Here is a 19,047-nt window from a genome sequence, read left to right on the forward strand (position 1 = left end):
TTTTTTTACAAAAGTAATAAAAACTTAATTGATATTGATACTGTATGGCAAGCGTGCCTGTATGGGTTCAATACTTTTTACCTTATTTATGATTTCAAGTTCCTTGTAATTAATGCCAAGGAAAGATTCGGTAATATAAGCTTTTGTTTCTGTTTTCATATCTTTGAACAATTCCTCTAATGGGGACAGTTTTTCAGGCAGTTCTTTAATGCGATAGGTTTCCAGTCCTGCTTTTTCCCTGGCAATTTCTATGGCAGTTTTTAAACCACCCATTACATCAACAAGGTTGATATCCATCGCATTTTCTCCGCTCCATACTCGTCCCTGTCCTATTTCATCAATTTTCTCATCTGTTGTCGATCTGCCTTCTGCACACCTGTTAATGAACGATTCGTAAATAGAATTGATTGAGCTTTGAATAATGGCTTTTTCATCCTCATTAAACGGACGGGTAATAGTAGGCATATCCGAAAATTTATTGGTTTTTACACCATCAAAGGTAATACCCAGCTTTTGATTCATTAATTTTTTTGTGTTTGGAATCATGCCAAATACGCCAATAGAACCAGTTATTGTAGTGGGATTGGCAACAATCGTGTCGGCAGTACAAGATATCCAATACCCCCCGGAAGCTGCAAGATCGCCCATTGATACTATAACAGGTTTTACTTTTTTGCATAAGTCAATCTCGCGCCCGATAATATCAGACCCTAAGGCTGAACCCCCTGGAGAATTAACCCTTAACACCACTGCCTTGATGCTTTTGTCCCTTCTGGCTTTGCGAATGGTTTTACTCAATTCTTCAGATTTTATGCCGTCATCATCAGTGCCATCAATATCCCCTTCTGCATAAATAACGGCAATTTTGTCTTTAATCAGTCCTTTGGTTTCTTTAGGAATATATACATAGTCGTAATCACTCAGGGTTACCTGTTCAATATCATCTTCTTCTTGTGTGCCGGTTTTTTCTTTTAGTTTTTCAATAACTTCATCTTTGTATTTTATACCGCTTAGTAGCCCGGCTTCAAGATACAACTGGCTGTTCACAAACATAGAGCCGTTGTCGGCTATCTGGTTTAGTTTGTCAACAGAAAGACCCTTTGAAGCAGAAATGTCTTTAGCCACATTATTCCAGATTGAGGAGGTATAGGCAATGGTTTGTTCTTTGGCAGGGTCGCTCATCTTATCTAAAATAAACGGCTCTACAGCCGACTTGTACTTACCATATTTAAAAATTTGTATTTCAATTCCTAATTTTTCAAGTGTTCCTTTAAAGAAGGTTCTCTGCGAACTGATTCCTTTAAAATCCAGGGATCCCTGTGCTGGCATATACACTTCGTTGGCAACGGAGGCCACGTAATACCCTTTTTGACTAAAGCTAGGTGCATATGCAGTAACAAATTTGCCTGAGTCTTTAAAACTTCTTAATGCTTCCCTGATTTCTCCCAGAGTGGCGTATCCAGCCATTGGGCTGCCACATTCCAGGTATATCCCGTTGATGTTCTTGTCTTTAGATGCCTTTTCGATATTCTTAAGGATTTTGTTAAGTCCAAGTTCGGGTTCCCCAAAAGGAGATTCTCCCAGCAACTCTGTAAGTGGGTCAGAAACAGCCCTGTCCTTAATTACTTTGTTTAAATCGATGGTAAGAAGAGTGTTTTCTTTAATTTTAACGTGTTTTTCACTGCTTGAAGCAATGCCTGAGATAATCAGGAAAATCAATAAAACAATAAAAAGGGCAGTAAAAATTGATCCAACAATTGTAAGCAGAAGTGATTTAAAAAATTTTGCCATACGAATAAATATGAGGTTTAATTATAATTTTGAATGATAAACAAATGTATTAAAAGTTTTTAAAGTGGTTGTTGATTATGAATAAAGTTTTGTTGCTGGTAGGTGGGAATTTGGGGGATAGGTTTAGTAATTTGGAAAATGTAAAAGCTTTAATAGAAGAAAAGATAGGTGGGGTTGTTGAAGAATCATCGATTTATGAAAGTGAGCCCTGGGGGTTTGAACATGCCCAGAATTTCTATAACCAGGTATTGGAAGTGGAAAGTTTGTATACTGAATATGAGATTTTGGATATTGCGCAGGAAATAGAAAGAGTTATGGGCAGGAAAGCAAAAACAAAGACTGGTTATGAGGGGAGACCCATGGATATAGACATCTTGTTCTATAATGATTTGGTATTTGAAACAGAAAGGCTAACGATCCCCCACCCGCGTCTTCATGAAAGAAGGTTTACTTTGATGCCTCTGGCGCAAAAGTGGAACAGCCTCCTTCATCCAGTTCTCAATAAAACTATGGAAGAGTTATTGTTGGAATGTAAGGATGAAGGATGGGTGAGGAAATTAAATTAAAATACCATTTTTTTTGATTCAAAATCTGCTAATGACCTTTCAATACTTAGGAATATCACAATGTCAGGTTTTATTTGCTTAATCTTAATAACATCAAAACCTGACCAAAAAAAATGCAGCTCATCAAAATACGGGGGTAAGAAGCTTTTCATACTTAAAAAGTACGAATCGTGGAATATCAGTATCTTAAGATTGTTTGTAGTGTTGTGTTTGTACATGTTATTCACCGGTTCATTTACCTTCAATTCTGGCTTTACAGGAGTGAATACATATTGATATTCAGGGGTTGACTGATATGTGAGTCTGCATAAATCCATTTGTTCTATCAAAATCGAATCAATTTTGTAGTTTTTGAATTTGCATAAATCTGCATTGATATTATAAGTTTGTGATAAGGTTTGAAGTAGTTTTTTTGTTCCTAATAATGCTCCATACGATGTCCAATGAGAATCTGTTTTATGGTATAGTTTTGTAGAATCTTTGTATAAATTGAAATCTTCGCTTAGGTCAATAAATTTCACTATAGAATCATTATTTATCTTGTGTTTTACTTGTGCAAACCTGCTTTTAGACTTAATGGGCGTTAAAGGAAGCTTGTCTGCATAAATAGTATGTTTATTAGATACAATTGCAAAATAGAAATCAGCATTATTTTGACTGCATATACTATTCATTTTTTCAATCTTCGAACAAATCTCATCTATTGATTTGCTATCATGGTTAATTGCTCCAAGGGATTCATTGAATACACTTTTATATGAATTTCCGAGAAACAACCATCCATCCTTTCCTTTTTTTACTTCATAGGGTAAAGCTTCGGCTTGTAAGATATTTTGTTTTATGTATAAGTATGACTTAATAAAAATGTCCCTTAATGCAAAATTCGACTCCAGATTCTCTTTTTGGTGTTTAAGGTATTTAATAATGGATGTTTCGGTGAATTTTGTGGTGTTATCATTATTTGTATTTTCATGCGACAAGTTATTTTGGTATAGAAAGCTTACGGAAAACGGTAACAATAAGGTAGATACAAAAGAAATGATGAAGATTTTTTTCACTGTCATGTCGCTAAAATCTAAAATAAATAAAAGGATTATAGGTTCCTGCTGATATATACGAAATGCATATAAATAATAGAATGAATAAACAGAAATAATAGATTACTGAAAAATTATTATTTAGCGGATGTTTGTCAAATTTACTTTTAAGTAATGGAAATACTGGAGTAGATAGGATAACACAAAGGGAAAGAATAAGAATGTTTTCAGCATTTAAGAAATATTTAGCATGATATAATATCCCGGAATCATGATGTGTGTTAAACATACATGATATATAGTCTATGGCATGTGAGATATTTTGTGATCTGAATATTACCCACCCAATTATTATTACAATTATGGTGTACAATCGTTTAATCAGGGAGTTTCTTAGGTATTTGTCAATATTTACATGTCTTTCTATAATAATAAATAGTCCATGAAAAAGTCCCCAAAGAATAAAATTCCAACTGGCACCATGCCATAGCCCAGTGATTACGAATACAATAATTAGGTTTCGAAATGTTATTTTTTTACTTATTCGATTGCCTCCAATTGGAATATACAGGTAATCCCGAAACCAGGTAGATAATGAAATATGCCACCTTCTCCAGAATTCTCTTATTGATAAAGAAATATATGGATAGTTAAAGTTTTCAAGAAATTTAAAACCAAACATATTACCCAATCCAATGGCCATATCTGAATAAGCAGAAAAATCGAAATATATTTGGCAAGAATATGCAATGGCTCCAATCCAGGCAGCTCCCGTACTTATATGATCGGGTGATGCAGAGAAGAGGATGTCAGCAATTACTGCACAACTATTGGCTAGTATTGCTTTTTTCGCTAAACCAATTATGAATCTCTCAATGCCTTTGGTTATTTTATCGGTTGTAATCTCTCTGCTAATAAGCTGTTTAGAAATGTCCTTGTATCTAACTATTGGCCCAGCGATTAATTGGGGGAAAAGAGAAATGTAAGTGGCTAAACTCAGAAAACTCCTATTTGCTTTTACTGTTTTGTTATATACATCAAACGTATAACTTAATGATTGGAAAACGTAAAAACTTATCCCTACCGGTAAAATTATATTTAGGCTATTAAAGTTGTATTTATGGTCTGTATATGAAAAGAGTTGGTTTATGTTGGATAATAAAAAATTTGCGTACTTGAAGTAAACTAAAGCCCCTAAGCAGGGAATTACGCTTAATAGTATACCCACCTTTTTATAGCCATTTTCAATTATAATACCTGATGCATATGAAAAGCCTATCAATGTAAGCATTATAAGCACCAATTGCTTTTCGCCCCAGGTATAAAAAAGTAAACTGCCCAAAAGCAGAAATAAATTTCTAAGCTTTTGGGGTAGAATTATATGGATAATAAATACTAGAGGTAAGAATGCAAAAAGAAAAAATACACTGGTAAAGCTCATAACTATAATTTGCTGCCAAAAGCTAAATCACCGGCATCGCCTAATCCAGGTATAATATATTTTTTATCGTTCAATTCTTTGTCGACTGCGCCAATCCATAAGGTAATATTATCAGCATTCATATGCTCTTTTACATATTCAATACCTTCTGTACTACCAATTATAGAAGCAATATGGATGTGTTTCGGTTTTCCTTTTGTCAGGATAGCTTTATAGGCTAATTCCATTGAAGCTCCACTGGCAAGCATTGGGTCTGTTAAAATAACAGTTTTCCCTTCAAGAGAAGGCGATGAAATATACTCAATATGAATATCGAAATCTCCTTTTTCGTTATATTTTCTATAAGCAGAAACAAAACAGTTTTCGGCGCTGTCGAAATAATTTAATACTCCCTGGTGTAAGGGCAAACCTGCTCTTAATATTGTGGCAATAACTACATTTTCTTCAAAAACAAATTCATGAGAAACACCAAGTGGAGTTTGAATATCAATACTTTTATAGTTTAACTCTTTGCTTATTTCATAAGCCAAAATCTCTCCCATTCGTTCAATATTTCTTCTGAACCTCAATGGGTCCTTCTGAATTTCTTTGTCTCTGATTTCTGCAATAAATTGGTTAAAAAGCGAGTTTTTCTTGTTAAAAATATGGATATCCATCTTAAAAATATTTATTGATTTACTTGTTATACTAAAATATGTGCTTTTGCGTTATTTATCTATATTTGAACCCGGCAAAGATAGTAAATCCTGATGCAAAACGAGATTAGATTTATAGAACTTCCTAAAATTAAAGATTTAAGGGGGAACCTCAGTTTTCTTGAAGACAATCGTCATATTCCTTTTGAAATAGAACGTGTTTACTGGATTTATGATGTGCCCGGAGGAGAAGAACGCGGAGGACATGCCTACAAAAATACGGCAGAGTTTATTATTCCACTTACAGGCGGGTTTAAAGTTGAAGTAAACAGAGGGGAAGATTATTTTGAGTACGACCTGACTCAGACAAACAAAGGTTTGTACTTGCCACCCATGACATGGAGGAAAATAAGTGGATTCCTTTCATCAAGTGTGTGTTTGGTGGTTACAGATACAAAATTTAAAGATTGTGTTTATTTGAGGGATTTCATGGAGTATATTGAGAATTTTAATAAAAAATCAAATGGCCAGTATTGATGATTGTAAAATGGTAGAGTTGAAAAAAGTTGGCTCAGATAAAGGCTCACTGACTTTTATTGAAAATGAGGAATCTGCTCCATTTGATGTTAAGAGGGTATATTTTACATATGATATACCAACAGAGGCAGTGCGGGGAGGGCATGCACATATAGAGCAACATGAATTGGTTTTTGCAGCAAGTGGTAGTTTTGAAATAGTGTTGGATGATGGGAATAAAGCCAAAACTGTTTTCTTAAATAATCCCCGGAAAGGATTGCACATTATTCCTGGAATTTGGCGCGAGTTGAAATCCTTTAGTACCGGGAGTGTGGTTTTAGTGATGGCTTCAGATGCTTATGATGAAGATGATTACATAATGGATTACAATCAATTTATTCATGATAGAAGTAATTAAATATTCATCAGATAAAAATCAGGTATGGGATAACTTTGTAAAAGATGCAGATAACTTTTCATTTCTGTTTTATAGAGATTATATGGAGTATCATGCCCACCGGTTTGATGATTTTTCTTTGTTGTTATACGAAAACAATAAACTAAAAGCTCTGTTACCAGGTAATTATGATGGAGAATGTTTCTATAGTCACCAAGGACTCACGTATGGAGGTTTGATTCACTTACCAAATTTGCATTACGATAAGCTTTTGTTGTATTACAAAAGTTTTTATTCATATTTGGATACAAAAGGAGTAAAGACTAAAGTGCTTAAATCAGTACCCTTTTTTTATTTCGCATCATTATCACAATCACACGATTATTTTTTGCAGTTGCAACCTTATACAAATCGGGACATTGACATAGGAGCCTATATAAACTGCAGAAATCATCAATTCCCAAAGTCATCAATTGAAAAGCGGAAACTCAAAATTGATCAATTTGTAGTGGATGAGAATATTAGTATTGGTGAGTTTTGGAATGTTCTTGAATTTAATTTAAGGGAACAACACAATACTGACCCCATTCATACTTTACAAGAGATGATTTACCTTAATTCAAGATTTCCTGAGAATATTTATGTTTTTGGTATAAGAAATAGGGAGTCGAAAAAAATTGATGCTGCAACTCTTTTGTACGATAATGGAAATGTGTTAAAGATGCAGTATATTGCCACATCTGAAGAAGGAAGAAATAATAGAGCGATTCATGCCCTTTATTATTTGTTTATATCGAAATTCAAAAGCGAGAAGAATTATATTGATATGGGAACCTGTATGACAGGAAATAAAATAAACAAAGGCTTGTTGTATTTGAAAGAAAGGTTTGGTGCAAGTGTTTATTGTAGTAGTGGATATGCTTTTGAGTATGGTGAAAAATAATCAGACTTGATGGAAAGGAAAAATAAACTAACGGCATTAATATCTTTGCGATTTTTTTTTGCACTCCGAGTGTTTGCTAGTCATTTAAAACCTTTGATAGGTGATAATTATGTGTATAACTGGATATATGATAATGTGTTGTTTGTTCCTTTTGGGGTTTCTTTTTTTTATATCCTAAGCGGATTTGTATTATCATATTCCTATAGAGATAGGTTTATTGATAATTCGAAATTATTGGGTGATTTTTATTTAGATAGATTTATAAGAATCTATCCTTTGCATATAATGACCTTTTTAATAATTATGCCCATCTCTGATGAACTTTATTATTTTGGGAATATTATTGGTTGGTTTACAAAAATATTCTCTTCGATATTTCTGATGCAGTCATTCATACCCTTGCGAAGTGTGTATTTTTCTTATAATGGCCCTTCGTGGAGCTTGTCAAATGCATTGTGGTTTTATGCAATATTTCCATTTGTTGTTATTTTGCTGAAAAAGATAACAATAAAAAGAGTTGTTTATATACTAGGGGGGCTATTTATAGTCATGCCATTCTTAATGATCTCTGTAGATAAAGAATTTCAGCATTGGTTGTTTTATATAAATCCATTATTTAGGTCAATTGATTTTATATTGGGGATAATATTATTTGAGATATATGAAAAGCTTAAATGCCTTAATATTGATAAAAGATATTATAGTGTTATGGAAGTTGGAAGTATAATTGCTTTCGTAATTTATATTGCCATGTGTAGAGCTATTCCCGAAGTTATAAGAGATTCATATAGCAATTGGCTTCCGTTATGTTTAATAATTATATCATTTTCGTTTGAGAAAGGTGTGATTTCAAAGATGTTCTTAAAAAATAAATTACTACTTTCATTAGGAAGTGTAAGTTTTGGGATTTTTATATTTCATAATGTTGTTATTAAGTACTTTACTTTTTTAAATAATTATTTGGGAATTAAGGAACCCTTCATAATTGTAGCTATTGCTTTTATTGCTACAGTTGGGATTAGTTTTCTTTCAGCAAATTATCTAGAACGAAATATTGGTAGGTATCTAAAATGTAAGATTAAGAGTTTTGTAAATTCCAATTATATAAGAAGATTGCAAACTTATAGATTGAGATGAATATAATGATAGTGATTAGAAGATGGGATTACAAGGATGAAGGAAAATAAAAAACGGAGAGGTTATTTCAAGACTCTTTTGCAGCGAATAAGAAGGAATATAAGAATTCTGCAGTATTTTTAATTGCTATTTTCTTTTGTATTTAGATTTATTGAAAAGTAACGGTAGGGATTAGTTATCACATCTCTAACAATCTTTTTATTAGGGGCCTTTATAATATATATGGAAATGATATCGTCGGGGCCGGGGTAATCTGTTATATATTCACCTTTATTTTTAAATTGAAAATCTTGCATTATTTCAAGTTGATTGTTGTTACATGAAACCGAATTGAAAATGCCAATAGTATTTGATCGTAAAATTAGTTGAAATATATTTGGATTAATTGAATGATATGGGATACTAATATTTTTACCTATTGCTAAATCCAGTGCATATTGAAAAATATCAAGATCGCATACATAACCAATTGTTTTAGGTATATAATTGCCTCCAAAACGAGGTGCTATCTCAATGAAATATACATTTTCATTATTATCAATCCTTAGTTCAATATTAAGACCTCCATTTTTGTAGTCAATTAGTTCAATAAATCTATTAAGTTCAGATTGTATTTTATTTAGAATGCGCAGGGGAATAGAGCATGGAAATACAGTAGCTATAGGAGAGAATTTATGTGTGTCTTTGCCAAAATATTGGTCGCCAAAACAATAAAATATTATTTTGTTGTTTTGTACAATGCTATCTCCATGAATTTGATTAAACTTGGATTCAATATATTTCTCAATGATAACTTTTTTTTCAATTGAAAATTCTAATGCTTGAAAAATTTTTTGTTTTAGCTCCTCAATGTCTTTTGCGATAAAAACACCCTTGCTACCAGTTCTATCAGTAGGTTTAATAATTATCGGAAAGTCAATTGACTTAAGATTAACATCTTCATACTTCTCTATAGTTTGATATTTAGGACAATTAAAGGAGTTAGCTTTTAGAAATGATCTAAAGTAGTTTTTATTTGCCATTATTTTAACAGCATTTGGTTTACTGCCTGGAAGATTTAATTGGTGAGATATATATGCTGCAGGCAGTGCTCCAATATCGTTACTTAACGTCATGATTGCATTGATTTTCTCTTTTTTAGAGAATTTTAGTAAGGCAGGCGTGTCTAATAAATCAATGTTTTTAAATTTTGTTGAATATTTATGACCAATATTATTCGGATTATTGTCGCAAGTTATTGCGATATACCCACGTTTTAAAATTTCATTAATGATATCAATATGATCAAATAGTGCTGGAATAACAAGAATTTTTTTCTCTTGTTTATTATCATTTTTTAATTTCATGTTTTTTTATTTGCATAATACAAATCTAACGTATTATATATAGTTTAATTTTAATAGTTAGAAAAGTTTTATAATTTAATTTTAATGAAAGTATTATTGTTAGGAGAGTTTAGTGGGATGCATCATAATTTATCAGTGGGATTGAAAGAATTGGGTGTTGATGTTACTTTAGCTTCGGATGGAGATGCATGGAAAAATTATGAAAGGGATATTGATTTAGCGCGTGATTTTAAAAAGAGCAAGGGAGAGTTTTTGGTGAAAGTATTAAAGGTTTTGCCAAAATTATCCAGATATGATATTGTACAGTTGAATAGCTACAAGTTTCTGTATGGGACTCCTTTCTTTAATGAAATAATGTTTAAGAGTTTAACTGTTTTAAATAAAAACGTATTTCTGGGTGCACATGGCATGGATCCAGTGTATATTAATTATGCTTTAGCTAAAAAGTTAAAGTACTCAGTTTTTCAAATTCCCGAAATTCAACGAGACCAACATATTGTTATGCTAAAAGATGTAGCGAGTAATTCTCAAGAAATAAGGCTTAATAATAGTATTGCCAAACATGCAAAAGGGATTGTTGCTTCAGCAGTGGGCTACTATCAAGCATATAGTGAATGTTTCCCTAATAAAATAAAATATATCCCTTTGTCAATTGATACGCGTAATTACAAGTACGTAAGTTCCATTGGTTCTAACCCCAGAAAGATAAAGTTTTTTTTAGGTTTGATGAATGGTAGAGTCAAAAGAAAGGGTACGGATGTTATACTAAGGGTGTTAAAAAAGTTAGAGAAGAATTATCCTAGTGATGTTGAGGTGACAGTTGTGCATTCTGTGCCATTTAAGCAATACCAGAAATTATTAAATTCCTCACATGTTTTATGTGACCAGTTATATGCTTATGGAATAGGACTTAATGGTATAATAGGGCTGTCAAAAGGATTAATAGTTGCCGGAGGGGCGGATGAAGATATGTATGAAGCTCTGGGTGAGTATAAAAACCGACCTATAATAGATATTAATACTACGGAAAGTGAAATGCTAAAATCATTTGAGTTCCTTTTAGACAATAAAAAAATATTAAATGAGTTATCCTTAAAGAGTCGGGATTTTGTTGTAAAACATCATGATTCGATCAAGGTAGCGCAAGAGTACCTTGATTTCTGGAAACAAAATTTATGATAGGAAGGTTACAAGAGGTTTTGAAAACCTCAATTTTCAAATTGACTATAAAGTATACTAATAATGAGCTGGTTAAAGTTTCAAGTAAAAACCTAATTCAAGTTTTGATAAAGTTATTGTTAGGGTTTTTAAATATTAAAGTTATTTCCGTTATGCTTGGAAGTTCTGGTATGGCTGTGGTTAGCCAGTTTTTCAACGTAATTCAATTTTTTTCCAACCTGGCCAACGGAGGTATCATTCATGGCGTAACAAAGTTAACTGCACAATATGATTATTCTATAAAAAGGGTTAAGTTGATAATAGGTAATTCATTTATACTTACGATTGTATTTTCTGTAATTATAAGTATTTTCCTTTTCTGTTTTGCCGAAACAATAGCTGTAAACTTTTTGTATGATCACCAATTTACAGGAATAGTAAGAGGAGCAGGTTTTTTGGCGTTTTCATTGGCCATGAATAGTATTTTACTAGCATTTTTAAATGGGCTACAGCAGAATAGGAAGTTTATTCTTTTAAATAGCTATTCAGCCATAATAGCTGCGTTAGTAATGATTCCCTTTGTGTATTTTGGTGGGATCAAAGGTGCATTTTTTGCACAGTATATATCTAGCTTTATAATACTTGGTATAGGCTGGTTTATGTCTAGAAAACAAATTCCTAGAATAAAAGAATTGGTGTATATTATTGGGATTTCAAAGAGGTTGTTGTTGTTTGGTTTAATGATTCTAATAGCATCAAGCCTTAAGCCTTTAACAAAAATCGTCGCAAGAAATATTATTGTAAATTTGTGTTCGATACATGAAGCAGGATGGTGGGATGGGATTAACAAAATTTCATTAACTTTTCACAGCGTTATTACTAGTGCGCTAGCGTTGTATTTTTTGCCCCGTATATCTAAACTTTCAAAATTTGAAATAATTAGTAAGGAAATAAGGAATTCAATGGCATTGGTTGTTCCTTTAGTTCTGGTGTTAAGTATTTTGTTGGTTGTATTTAAAGATCATATTATTACTGTCATTTTCACAGAACAATTTCGGGGAATGAAAGATTTGTTTCTTTTTCAATTTATAGGTGATGTGATTAGAGTAGTAAATTGGTTTTTAATCATGACTGTTATATTAAAAGAGAAGGTTAAGTCTTATATCATTCTTGAGTTATTGATGGCAATTGTAGCCCCATTGAATGTATATTTTTTTGTTAAAGAAATTGGGATAGTTGGTGTTTCATATGCATATGCTCTTAGTGCTTTAATATACTTTTTAGGAACCTTAGTCGTTTATTTAAGGATGGTAAATGATAAGTAGAAAGAACCTATGAGGGTTCAAAAGATGGATAAAAAACTGAAAATTGGATTGATTTGTAATTTAAGAGTAGTGCTGCTTATTGTTTTAAAGCGTTCTTTTTCTGCTGTGTTTTTTAAATGGATATATTTTAAAACTATGATAGGTATGGAAGTTAGTACTTTATTATTCATATAAATGAGATTGTTTATTTTTTCTATAATAGCATGCTAGATTGGCGTATGTAGCTATTTTTTAAATGGGTAACCAATGAAAATAACATATTTTATACATTCTTTAAATATAGGGGGGGTGACAAGGGCATTTGTTAATCAGGCAAATGAGCTAAGTGTTCGGGGGTATGATGTGGACTTTGTTATTTGTAACCATACGGGCGAGCTTTTTCATGAACTTTCAGAAGATGTTAATCTAATAAGCTTTGGAAACAAAAGGATTACGCAATCTTTTTTTGATTTCATTATGTATTTAAAGAAGTGTCGGCCTAGTTATGTTATAACAGGATCTAATGTGCAAAATGAGTTTGTGATTTTTTCAAATATTATCTGTGGTAGTATAACAAAGGTGATAGCCACTCAAAGAAACTATTTTGACATTGAATTAAAGGATAAATTTGTATATGGAAAGTATTATAGAGTGTTTATGAGGCTTTTGTATCCTAAGGCCTTTAGGGTTATTGCTGTTTCTGATGGGATAAAGTCATTGTTGGAGGAGCTTCTGCCCAATCAAAAAATCATAAGGATTTATAATCCGTTTGATAAAAAAGAAATAGAAAAAAAAGCGTTAAAGTCGTCATATGAAAAAGATTTAATTCCTAAAAAATACATTTTCATCGGAGCAAGACTTGTTGATATTAAGAATTTGATCTTGTTAATTGATTCATTTTCAATTTTAATAAAAAGGCACACGGAATATAATTTAATCATTTCTGGAGAAGGTGATCAAAAACATAATCTTGTAAAGTTAGTTGAAAAATATAAAATATCAGAACGGGTTATTTTTACAGGTAATCTGCCTAATTGTTACTATCTGCTAAAAAAGGCGAGTATAGTTGCTGTAACTTCGCTATGTGAAGCCCTCCCTGGAATAATAATTGAGTCGCTGATGCTCAATAAAACTGTTGTATCAACTCCAAATGCCGGAGCTGTCGAAATACTAGAAAATGGCAAATATGGATATATATCAAAATCTTTTGATGATGCCGAAGAGTTTGCCTCTTTGATGGAAACGGCAATAGATAATCCAATAGATCCTCAATTGTTAAAGAACAGGGCAAAAGATTTTGATAGTGAAACCGTGATTAAAGAGTATGAGAAGCTATTCCTGCCTTCTTAATTAAACCATCTCCCCCTCGTCAGCAAAACTATAATACCTTCCGTCAGCAACAATAATGTGGTCCAGAACGGGTATATCCATAATCTTTCCCGCTTCCGTTAGTTTTTTTGTTATAGTTTTATCCTGAGAGCTAGGTGTTTTGTTGCCTGATGGGTGGTTGTGGCATAAAATTATGGAAGACGCCAGTTGTTCAATGGCCGATTTCATGATCAGCCTGCAATCTATAACTGTTCCGGCTATCCCTCCCTGGCTAATTTTTTGTGTAGTTATAACTTTGTTGCTTCTGTTTAACAAAACAACCCAAAATTCCTCATGTGGTATATCGCCCAAAGTGGGGTGCATCAGTTCAAAGATATCCCTGCTACAGGTAATCTGGCTCTTTTCTTGTATCTCGTTTAATTTCCGTCTTCTGCCCAGTTCCATTGCTGCTACTATTGATATGGCTTTAGCCTGGCCTATGCCATGATACTGCTTTTGAAGATGGTCGATGGATTTTTTGCCGAGTTCGTTTAGATTGTTATTAACATCATGCAAAATTCTCTTGGAAACATCAACGGCGGATTCCTTCCTGTTTCCTGATCCAATTAATATGGCAATAAGTTCTGCATTTGATAGACTGGAAAGTCCTTTGGTAATTAACTTCTCTCTTGGGCGGTCTTCTACTGCCCAGTTTTTAATGCTTAGTTTATGGTAAGTCATGGTCAATGAAAGTGTTTGACAGTTGTTTTATAATATTTTACAACTAATGTAAGGATCTTAATTAACAATGTCAAACATTATGCAAACAAAAAAGCCTTCATGAATTTCATGAAGGCTTCTTGTTGTACTCCGTAGGGGAATCGAACCCCTGTTACCAGGATGAAAACCTGGCGTCCTAACCCCTAGACGAACGGAGCAACTTTTAAAGCTGTTATAGCTTGTTGATATGCTTAGCTAACTTAGATTTTAAGTTAGAAGCTTTATTTTTATGAATAACGTTTCTTTTTGCTAATTTATCAAGCATAGCTGCAACTTTTGGAAACATTTCCGTAGCAGATTCTTTTTCAGAACTATTACGTAACTTTTTCACTGCATTACGAGCTGTTTTAGCGTAATACTTATTGTGTAATCTTCTTTTTTCTGCTTGACGAATTCTCTTTAACGCCGATTTATGATTTGCCATCTTCTTATCGTAATTATAATATCACTCTTTTTTTTCGTACTCCGTAGGGGAATCGAACCCCTGTTACCAGGATGAAAACCTGGCGTCCTAACCCCTAGACGAACGGAGCAAATTGATTTGGAACAGTTGTTTCATTCTCAAATGCGGATGCAAAGATATAGCAAATTTCATTCATACCAAATATTTTTATAAAAAAAAGCAATAAAAAATCGCAAAGAGCAGAATGTCAGGTAAATAAAATTTTAAAAAAATTAGGTGTCGGTAATATTTGGATAGTAATTTTTAAAATCTGACATATATTATTGTAATTTACGACATAACTTTTATAATTTTGCAAACACAAATTAAAAGGTAAATAGGATAGTGGATGGATTTGACTGATTGCAACCACTCAAAAAAAGTGCTAAAATGCATATATCTTTTCTTGATAAGCTATCCTCATTATTATTTATTCATTTTATATTATTAATGTAATGGGATATTTATTTACGTCAGAATCGGTTTCAGAAGGACATCCCGATAAAGTAGCCGATCAAATTTCAGATGCTTTATTAGATGAATTTTTGCGTCAGGACCCGGAATCTAAAGTTGCTGCAGAAACATTAGTGACTACCGGATTGGTTGTTTTAAGTGGAGAAGTAAAGACCAATAGTTATGTGGCTGTACAAAATGTTGCCCGAAGGGTGATTGACCGCATTGGTTATACTAAAGCCGAATATATGTTTGATTCAGGCTCATGTGGTGTTATTTCGTCTATCCATGAACAAAGTGAGGATATAAACAGAGGTGTGGAAAGAGAAGATGCCGATAACCAGGGAGCAGGCGACCAGGGAATGATGTTTGGTTATGCATGTAAGGAAACTTCTGAATATATGCCATTCCCACTTCATTTGTCGCATGAATTATTAATTGAGCTTGCTGCCATTCGAAGAGAGCAAAAGGAAATGACTTATTTACGTCCGGACTCAAAGTCGCAGGTTACTATGGAGTATGATGACAACAATAAGCCTGTGCGCGTTCATACCATTGTGGTTTCTACGCAGCATGATGAGTTTGATGAGGAAGCTGCCATGCTTGATAAGATTAAAGCTGATGTACGAAACATTCTTATTCCAAGGGTAAAATCAAAATTAAGTGCTGAAGAAGCTGCTTTGATTGATGATAATTATTTGTTGCATGTAAACCCAACTGGTAAATTTGTTATTGGTGGACCTCATGGAGATACTGGCTTAACCGGCAGAAAGATTATTGTTGATACCTATGGTGGTAAAGGTGCTCATGGTGGTGGTGCTTTTTCAGGAAAGGATAGTTCTAAGGTAGACCGTTCTGCTGCTTATGCTGCCCGTCATATTGCTAAAAATATGGTTGCAGCGGGTGTAACAGATGAGGTACTAGTTCAGGTTGCATACGCGATTGGTGTTGCCGAGCCTGTTGGGTTATATATAAATACCTATGGGCAATCAAAAGTAGGTTTGTCGGATGGTGAAATTGCTGAAAAAATAAATGCTATTTTTGATATGCGTCCTGCTGCCATTGTGAAGCGTTTTGGGTTAAAGAATCCAATTTTTGAGCCAACCGCAGCCTATGGGCATGTAGGAAGGGCGCCATACAAAGAAAAAGTGATTCTTAAAGAAAATGGCCAGGATGTAGAAAAAGAGGTTGAATTCTTTACATGGGAAAAACTTGATTACGTAGATCAGATTAAAGAAGTGTTCGCTATATAAGATCTTATTATAGTATCAAAAGCATAAAAAGCTACCCCTTAATCAGGGGTGGCTTTTTATATTAACACGCTTTAACTTTTTTTTATACGTATTCACTAAACTATACGCTACATTTGCAATGTAGATTTTTTTTCATAGATTTAGATTTGGTTAACAAAGCTGATTTTAAGGGTAAAGGATAGATGTTTCCATCTATCCTTTTTTTATTTCTGCACATTTTGTTTTCACAACAACAATTTTGTTATCCTGCGCATATCCAATTTGTATTTGTTTTATAATGCGTAGTGTTTATTTTATCAGATTAGTATTTGTTGTTAATTTAAAGAAATCAGGGATTGTTCTTTAAATATGTATAATGTATCACTAACTTTATGATTTTGTGTCAAAAAAATAATTAGTTGATATGGCAGCTCACGATAATTCGGGGAAAATTGTAAAAAGTATCAGGCCAGCAAGAGTTATCCTTCCTATAATAATAGGTATAGGATTTTCTGGCTTTATGCTTTATCGTGAGTATACGCCCGGTAGCCTGGATGTAATGCAATTAACATATAAAACCTTGTTTTGGTTGGTGGTTTCACTATTGCTTATGGCCGTGCGCGATTTTGGTTATATTATCAGGATAAGGTTGTTATCAAATAATGTGTTGTCATGGCACAAGGCTTTTTCTATTATTATGTTGTGGGAATTTACCTCTGCGATAACACCTTCTGCCATAGGGGGTACGAGTGTGGCGATCTTTTTTCTGAATAAAGAGGGCATTCGTGTTGGAAGGAGTACGGCAATAGTTATGGTTACTTCCTTTTTGGATGAACTTTATTTTATTATTGCCTTCCCTGTTATTTTACTTTTAATTGGGAGGAGTGACATATTTGGTTTTGGAATGGAGGGGGGTGAGCATCTGCCATGGTATAAAAACCAGTTCATGATATTTGCCCTTACCGGATATGGGCTTAAATTTCTTTATACTATGGTGTTAATGTATGGGCTCTTTGTTAATCCCCGTGGACTGAAATTTTTGCTGTTATGGATTTTCAAGCTTCCAATAATAAGAAAATGGCGGCCTGGGGCAAATGAATCAGGAACTGATCTGATAACCGCTTCACGGGAGTTTAAAAACTGGACACTGGATAAGTGGATAAAAACGTTTTTTGCAACAGTTTTAAGCTGGACAAGCCGATATTGGTTGGTGAATACCATAATTATTTCGTTTTTTGGTTTGCGTTTCCTGAGTTGGGATGATAATGTGTTGGTATTTGGTAAACAGTTGGTAATGTGGATTATGATGTTGGTGAGTCCAACCCCGGGGGGAAGTGGGTTTGCAGAGTATGTTTTTAAAGAGTTTTTAAATGGGTTGATTCCGTTAGGAACAGGTGTTGCAATGGCCTTTGTCTGGAGGCTTTTGAGCTATTATCCCTATTTGTTTATTGGAATAATTATTGTTCCGCGCTGGATACGGAGGCACTTTGTAAGGCGTTGACTTTATTTGATAAATGACTGTAAATATGTGATTAACGACTCTTTTTATATTGTTCTTTCTCCGTAACTTGCTATACATAGCATCCGTAACCAAAAGCATCAATCAACATTACACTCAAATTAACAACAGGCTAGTCGTGAAATATATAATTGTAATAATTTTGGCCATATTTATTGGCTCATGTAAAAAGGTCAAGAAAAATAATACTGAAGAAGCAAAAATAGAGCAGAAAGAGATTCTTATTTATTGCGAAAATGTGATGGTGCCTGTATTGCAAGAATTAACCAACGACTTTGAGCTTAAAAATAAATGCAAGATCAAACTTCATAATGATTGCTCCCAAAACCTGGCCAGTTTAATTCAGTATTCACTCGAAGGGGATATTTATTTTCCGGCATCCAAAGATGGATTTAAAAAATTGCAGGGAAATACAAAATCTTTTATTACTGATTCTGTTTTTGTTGGTTATAACCCTTTGGTTGTGATGTCTCTAAAAGGAAATCCATCAGGTTATTCAGGAGATATTCGTTCCTTGATTCAAAAAAAACATGCCGTGATTATTGCCAATCCGGAAACATCATCTTTAGGTTTTGAAACCAGGAAGCTGTTAACACATAAAAACCTGTATAGCGACCTGATATTGAATGTTGTTGCTTTATCTACCGATTCAAGGGGATTGGTAAAAAGTTTGAAAAACTCAGAGGCTCAATTGGTTATTAATTGGAAGAGTGATTTGTATACCAATGGAAATGCTGATGAAGTGGATGTTTTTCCTATCCCGGAAAACGAAGAAATGTTGGCTGAAATTTATGCAGGGATACTTTCAACTAGCCATCATAAGGATTTAGCAAAGGACTTTTTAGAGTATGCCACAGGTGAAAAAGGAATTTCTGTGTTTAGAAAGTACGGTTTTAATAGGAGGAAATCATTAATTTTTTAAATTTATACTCGATTTGATTTATAAAATTGGTGATTTGTGGTAAATACTAAAAATAAAAATAGGACCAATAAATTTTTTGGGGAGTCTATTGTCGTTAAATTATATTTATTGTTGGCGATT

Annotated in this window: 18 protein-coding genes and 2 tRNA genes; 11 read left to right on the forward strand and 9 right to left on the reverse strand. The window is 33.3% G+C overall.

The annotated features are described in order from the left end of the window. Nucleotides 1–24: 24 nt before the first annotated feature. A complete protein-coding gene (sppA, locus tag OM074_RS17225; protein ID WP_301201740.1) occupies nucleotides 25–1,791 on the reverse strand; it encodes a signal peptide peptidase SppA in 1,767 nt (588 codons plus the stop codon). A gap of 77 nt (nucleotides 1,792–1,868) precedes the next feature. Here sppA and folK point away from each other — a divergent pair, with 77 nt between their 5' ends. Next, entirely contained in the window at nucleotides 1,869–2,357 is a 489-nt protein-coding gene (gene folK, locus OM074_RS17230) for a 2-amino-4-hydroxy-6-hydroxymethyldihydropteridine diphosphokinase (protein ID WP_301201742.1), read from the forward strand. Here the strand turns inward: folK and OM074_RS17235 are convergent. The 3 genes from OM074_RS17235 to upp form a co-directional block, all read right to left on the reverse strand. Further along, on the reverse strand, nucleotides 2,354–3,421 hold the full coding sequence (locus tag OM074_RS17235) for an alginate O-acetyltransferase AlgX-related protein (RefSeq protein ID WP_301201744.1): 1,068 nt from the start codon (nucleotides 3,419–3,421) through the stop codon (nucleotides 2,354–2,356). The two genes, folK and OM074_RS17235, sit on opposite strands and share 4 nt — an antisense overlap. A gap of 4 nt (nucleotides 3,422–3,425) precedes the next feature. Continuing rightward, nucleotides 3,426–4,685, reverse strand: coding sequence for an MBOAT family O-acyltransferase (locus tag OM074_RS17240; RefSeq protein WP_301201747.1), 1,260 nt, complete (start codon nucleotides 4,683–4,685; stop codon nucleotides 3,426–3,428). Nucleotides 4,686–4,837: 152 nt separating this feature from the next. After that, nucleotides 4,838–5,491, reverse strand: coding sequence for a uracil phosphoribosyltransferase (gene upp, locus OM074_RS17245; protein WP_301201749.1), 654 nt, complete (start codon nucleotides 5,489–5,491; stop codon nucleotides 4,838–4,840). 93 nt (nucleotides 5,492–5,584) lie between these two features. Here upp and OM074_RS17250 point away from each other — a divergent pair, with 93 nt between their 5' ends. Genes OM074_RS17250 through OM074_RS17265 form a run of 4 tightly spaced genes read left to right on the forward strand, consistent with a single transcriptional unit; the run spans nucleotide 5,585 to nucleotide 8,463 of the window. Continuing rightward, nucleotides 5,585–6,007, forward strand: coding sequence for a sugar 3,4-ketoisomerase (locus tag OM074_RS17250; RefSeq protein ID WP_301201751.1), 423 nt, complete (start codon nucleotides 5,585–5,587; stop codon nucleotides 6,005–6,007). Continuing rightward, nucleotides 5,994–6,404, forward strand: coding sequence for a sugar 3,4-ketoisomerase (locus OM074_RS17255; protein ID WP_301201753.1), 411 nt, complete (start codon nucleotides 5,994–5,996; stop codon nucleotides 6,402–6,404). Before OM074_RS17250 ends, OM074_RS17255 begins: the two co-directional genes overlap by 14 nt. Next, entirely contained in the window at nucleotides 6,388–7,326 is a 939-nt protein-coding gene (locus OM074_RS17260; protein ID WP_301201755.1) for a hypothetical protein, read from the forward strand. Before OM074_RS17255 ends, OM074_RS17260 begins: the two co-directional genes overlap by 17 nt. 9 nt (nucleotides 7,327–7,335) lie before the next feature. Further along, the gene (locus OM074_RS17265; protein ID WP_301201757.1) at nucleotides 7,336–8,463 is read left to right on the forward strand and encodes an acyltransferase family protein; all 1,128 of its coding nucleotides are present in this window, start codon (nucleotides 7,336–7,338) and stop codon (nucleotides 8,461–8,463) included. A 119-nt stretch (nucleotides 8,464–8,582) separates the two neighbouring features. Here the strand turns inward: OM074_RS17265 and OM074_RS17270 are convergent, their stop codons facing one another. Beyond that, a complete protein-coding gene (locus tag OM074_RS17270; protein WP_301201759.1) occupies nucleotides 8,583–9,809 on the reverse strand; it encodes an ATP-grasp domain-containing protein in 1,227 nt (408 codons plus the stop codon). Nucleotides 9,810–9,893: 84 nt separating this feature from the next. On the opposite strand from OM074_RS17270, the gene OM074_RS17275 reads away from it, so the two are divergent. The 3 genes from OM074_RS17275 (at nucleotide 9,894) to OM074_RS17285 (ending at nucleotide 13,621) form a co-directional block, all read left to right on the forward strand. Then, nucleotides 9,894–10,988 carry a glycosyltransferase family protein gene (locus OM074_RS17275; RefSeq protein WP_301201761.1) on the forward strand — a complete coding sequence of 365 codons (1,095 nt, stop codon included), beginning with the start codon at nucleotides 9,894–9,896 and terminating at the stop codon, nucleotides 10,986–10,988. Next, nucleotides 10,985–12,292, forward strand: a complete 1,308-nt coding sequence (locus tag OM074_RS17280) for an O-antigen translocase (RefSeq protein ID WP_301201764.1) — start codon at nucleotides 10,985–10,987, stop codon at nucleotides 12,290–12,292. The genes OM074_RS17275 and OM074_RS17280 overlap by 4 nt, the downstream gene beginning before the upstream one ends. Nucleotides 12,293–12,538: 246 nt before the next feature. Beyond that, nucleotides 12,539–13,621 carry a glycosyltransferase gene (locus OM074_RS17285; RefSeq protein ID WP_301201766.1) on the forward strand — a complete coding sequence of 361 codons (1,083 nt, stop codon included), beginning with the start codon at nucleotides 12,539–12,541 and terminating at the stop codon, nucleotides 13,619–13,621. Here the strand turns inward: OM074_RS17285 and radC are convergent, their stop codons facing one another. The 4 genes from radC to OM074_RS17305 all read right to left on the reverse strand — a co-directional run bounded on the left by radC (nucleotide 13,622) and on the right by OM074_RS17305 (nucleotide 14,892). Further along, the gene (radC, locus tag OM074_RS17290) at nucleotides 13,622–14,320 is read right to left on the reverse strand and encodes a RadC family protein (RefSeq protein ID WP_301201768.1); all 699 of its coding nucleotides are present in this window, start codon (nucleotides 14,318–14,320) and stop codon (nucleotides 13,622–13,624) included. Between the two features lie 125 nt (nucleotides 14,321–14,445). Next, a tRNA-Glu gene (locus OM074_RS17295) sits at nucleotides 14,446–14,517 on the reverse strand. Nucleotides 14,518–14,531: 14 nt separating this feature from the next. Further along, nucleotides 14,532–14,783, reverse strand: coding sequence for a 30S ribosomal protein S20 (rpsT, locus tag OM074_RS17300; protein WP_301201770.1), 252 nt, complete (start codon nucleotides 14,781–14,783; stop codon nucleotides 14,532–14,534). 37 nt (nucleotides 14,784–14,820) lie between these two features. Then, nucleotides 14,821–14,892: transfer RNA gene (locus tag OM074_RS17305), tRNA-Glu, on the reverse strand. Between the two features lie 364 nt (nucleotides 14,893–15,256). On the opposite strand from OM074_RS17305, the gene metK reads away from it, so the two are divergent. The 3 genes from metK (at nucleotide 15,257) to modA (ending at nucleotide 18,927) form a co-directional block, all read left to right on the forward strand. Continuing rightward, on the forward strand, nucleotides 15,257–16,507 hold the full coding sequence (metK, locus tag OM074_RS17310) for a methionine adenosyltransferase (RefSeq protein ID WP_301201772.1): 1,251 nt from the start codon (nucleotides 15,257–15,259) through the stop codon (nucleotides 16,505–16,507). A gap of 403 nt (nucleotides 16,508–16,910) precedes the next feature. After that, entirely contained in the window at nucleotides 16,911–17,987 is a 1,077-nt protein-coding gene (locus tag OM074_RS17315) for a lysylphosphatidylglycerol synthase transmembrane domain-containing protein (protein ID WP_301201774.1), read from the forward strand. A gap of 136 nt (nucleotides 17,988–18,123) precedes the next feature. Further along, nucleotides 18,124–18,927: a molybdate ABC transporter substrate-binding protein gene (gene modA, locus OM074_RS17320; RefSeq protein WP_301201777.1), complete on the forward strand. Its 804-nt coding sequence runs from the start codon at nucleotides 18,124–18,126 to the stop codon at nucleotides 18,925–18,927. Nucleotides 18,928–19,047: the final 120 nt, after the last annotated feature.

Origin of the sequence: Plebeiibacterium marinum, from assembly GCF_026013615.1 — a bacterium.
In the GTDB taxonomy this organism is placed as follows: domain Bacteria; phylum Bacteroidota; class Bacteroidia; order Bacteroidales; family Marinilabiliaceae; genus Saccharicrinis; species Saccharicrinis marinus_A.

What these genes read in the sequence shown, in the direction of transcription:
- sppA (WP_301201740.1), bottom strand. Translation starts at nt 1,791, where the DNA reads ATGGCAAAATTTTTTAAATCACTTCTGCTTACAATTGTTGGATCAATT.
- folK (WP_301201742.1), top strand. Translation starts at nt 1,869, where the DNA reads ATGAATAAAGTTTTGTTGCTGGTAGGTGGGAATTTGGGGGATAGGTTT.
- OM074_RS17235 (WP_301201744.1), bottom strand. Translation starts at nt 3,421, where the DNA reads ATGACAGTGAAAAAAATCTTCATCATTTCTTTTGTATCTACCTTATTG.
- OM074_RS17240 (WP_301201747.1), bottom strand. Translation starts at nt 4,685, where the DNA reads ATGCTTACATTGATAGGCTTTTCATATGCATCAGGTATTATAATTGAA.
- upp (WP_301201749.1), bottom strand. Translation starts at nt 5,491, where the DNA reads ATGGATATCCATATTTTTAACAAGAAAAACTCGCTTTTTAACCAATTT.
- OM074_RS17250 (WP_301201751.1), top strand. Translation starts at nt 5,585, where the DNA reads ATGCAAAACGAGATTAGATTTATAGAACTTCCTAAAATTAAAGATTTA.
- OM074_RS17255 (WP_301201753.1), top strand. Translation starts at nt 5,994, where the DNA reads ATGGCCAGTATTGATGATTGTAAAATGGTAGAGTTGAAAAAAGTTGGC.
- OM074_RS17260 (WP_301201755.1), top strand. Translation starts at nt 6,388, where the DNA reads ATGATAGAAGTAATTAAATATTCATCAGATAAAAATCAGGTATGGGAT.
- OM074_RS17265 (WP_301201757.1), top strand. Translation starts at nt 7,336, where the DNA reads ATGGAAAGGAAAAATAAACTAACGGCATTAATATCTTTGCGATTTTTT.
- OM074_RS17270 (WP_301201759.1), bottom strand. Translation starts at nt 9,809, where the DNA reads ATGAAATTAAAAAATGATAATAAACAAGAGAAAAAAATTCTTGTTATT.
- OM074_RS17275 (WP_301201761.1), top strand. Translation starts at nt 9,894, where the DNA reads ATGAAAGTATTATTGTTAGGAGAGTTTAGTGGGATGCATCATAATTTA.
- OM074_RS17280 (WP_301201764.1), top strand. Translation starts at nt 10,985, where the DNA reads ATGATAGGAAGGTTACAAGAGGTTTTGAAAACCTCAATTTTCAAATTG.
- OM074_RS17285 (WP_301201766.1), top strand. Translation starts at nt 12,539, where the DNA reads ATGAAAATAACATATTTTATACATTCTTTAAATATAGGGGGGGTGACA.
- radC (WP_301201768.1), bottom strand. Translation starts at nt 14,320, where the DNA reads ATGACTTACCATAAACTAAGCATTAAAAACTGGGCAGTAGAAGACCGC.
- rpsT (WP_301201770.1), bottom strand. Translation starts at nt 14,783, where the DNA reads ATGGCAAATCATAAATCGGCGTTAAAGAGAATTCGTCAAGCAGAAAAA.
- metK (WP_301201772.1), top strand. Translation starts at nt 15,257, where the DNA reads ATGGGATATTTATTTACGTCAGAATCGGTTTCAGAAGGACATCCCGAT.
- OM074_RS17315 (WP_301201774.1), top strand. Translation starts at nt 16,911, where the DNA reads ATGGCAGCTCACGATAATTCGGGGAAAATTGTAAAAAGTATCAGGCCA.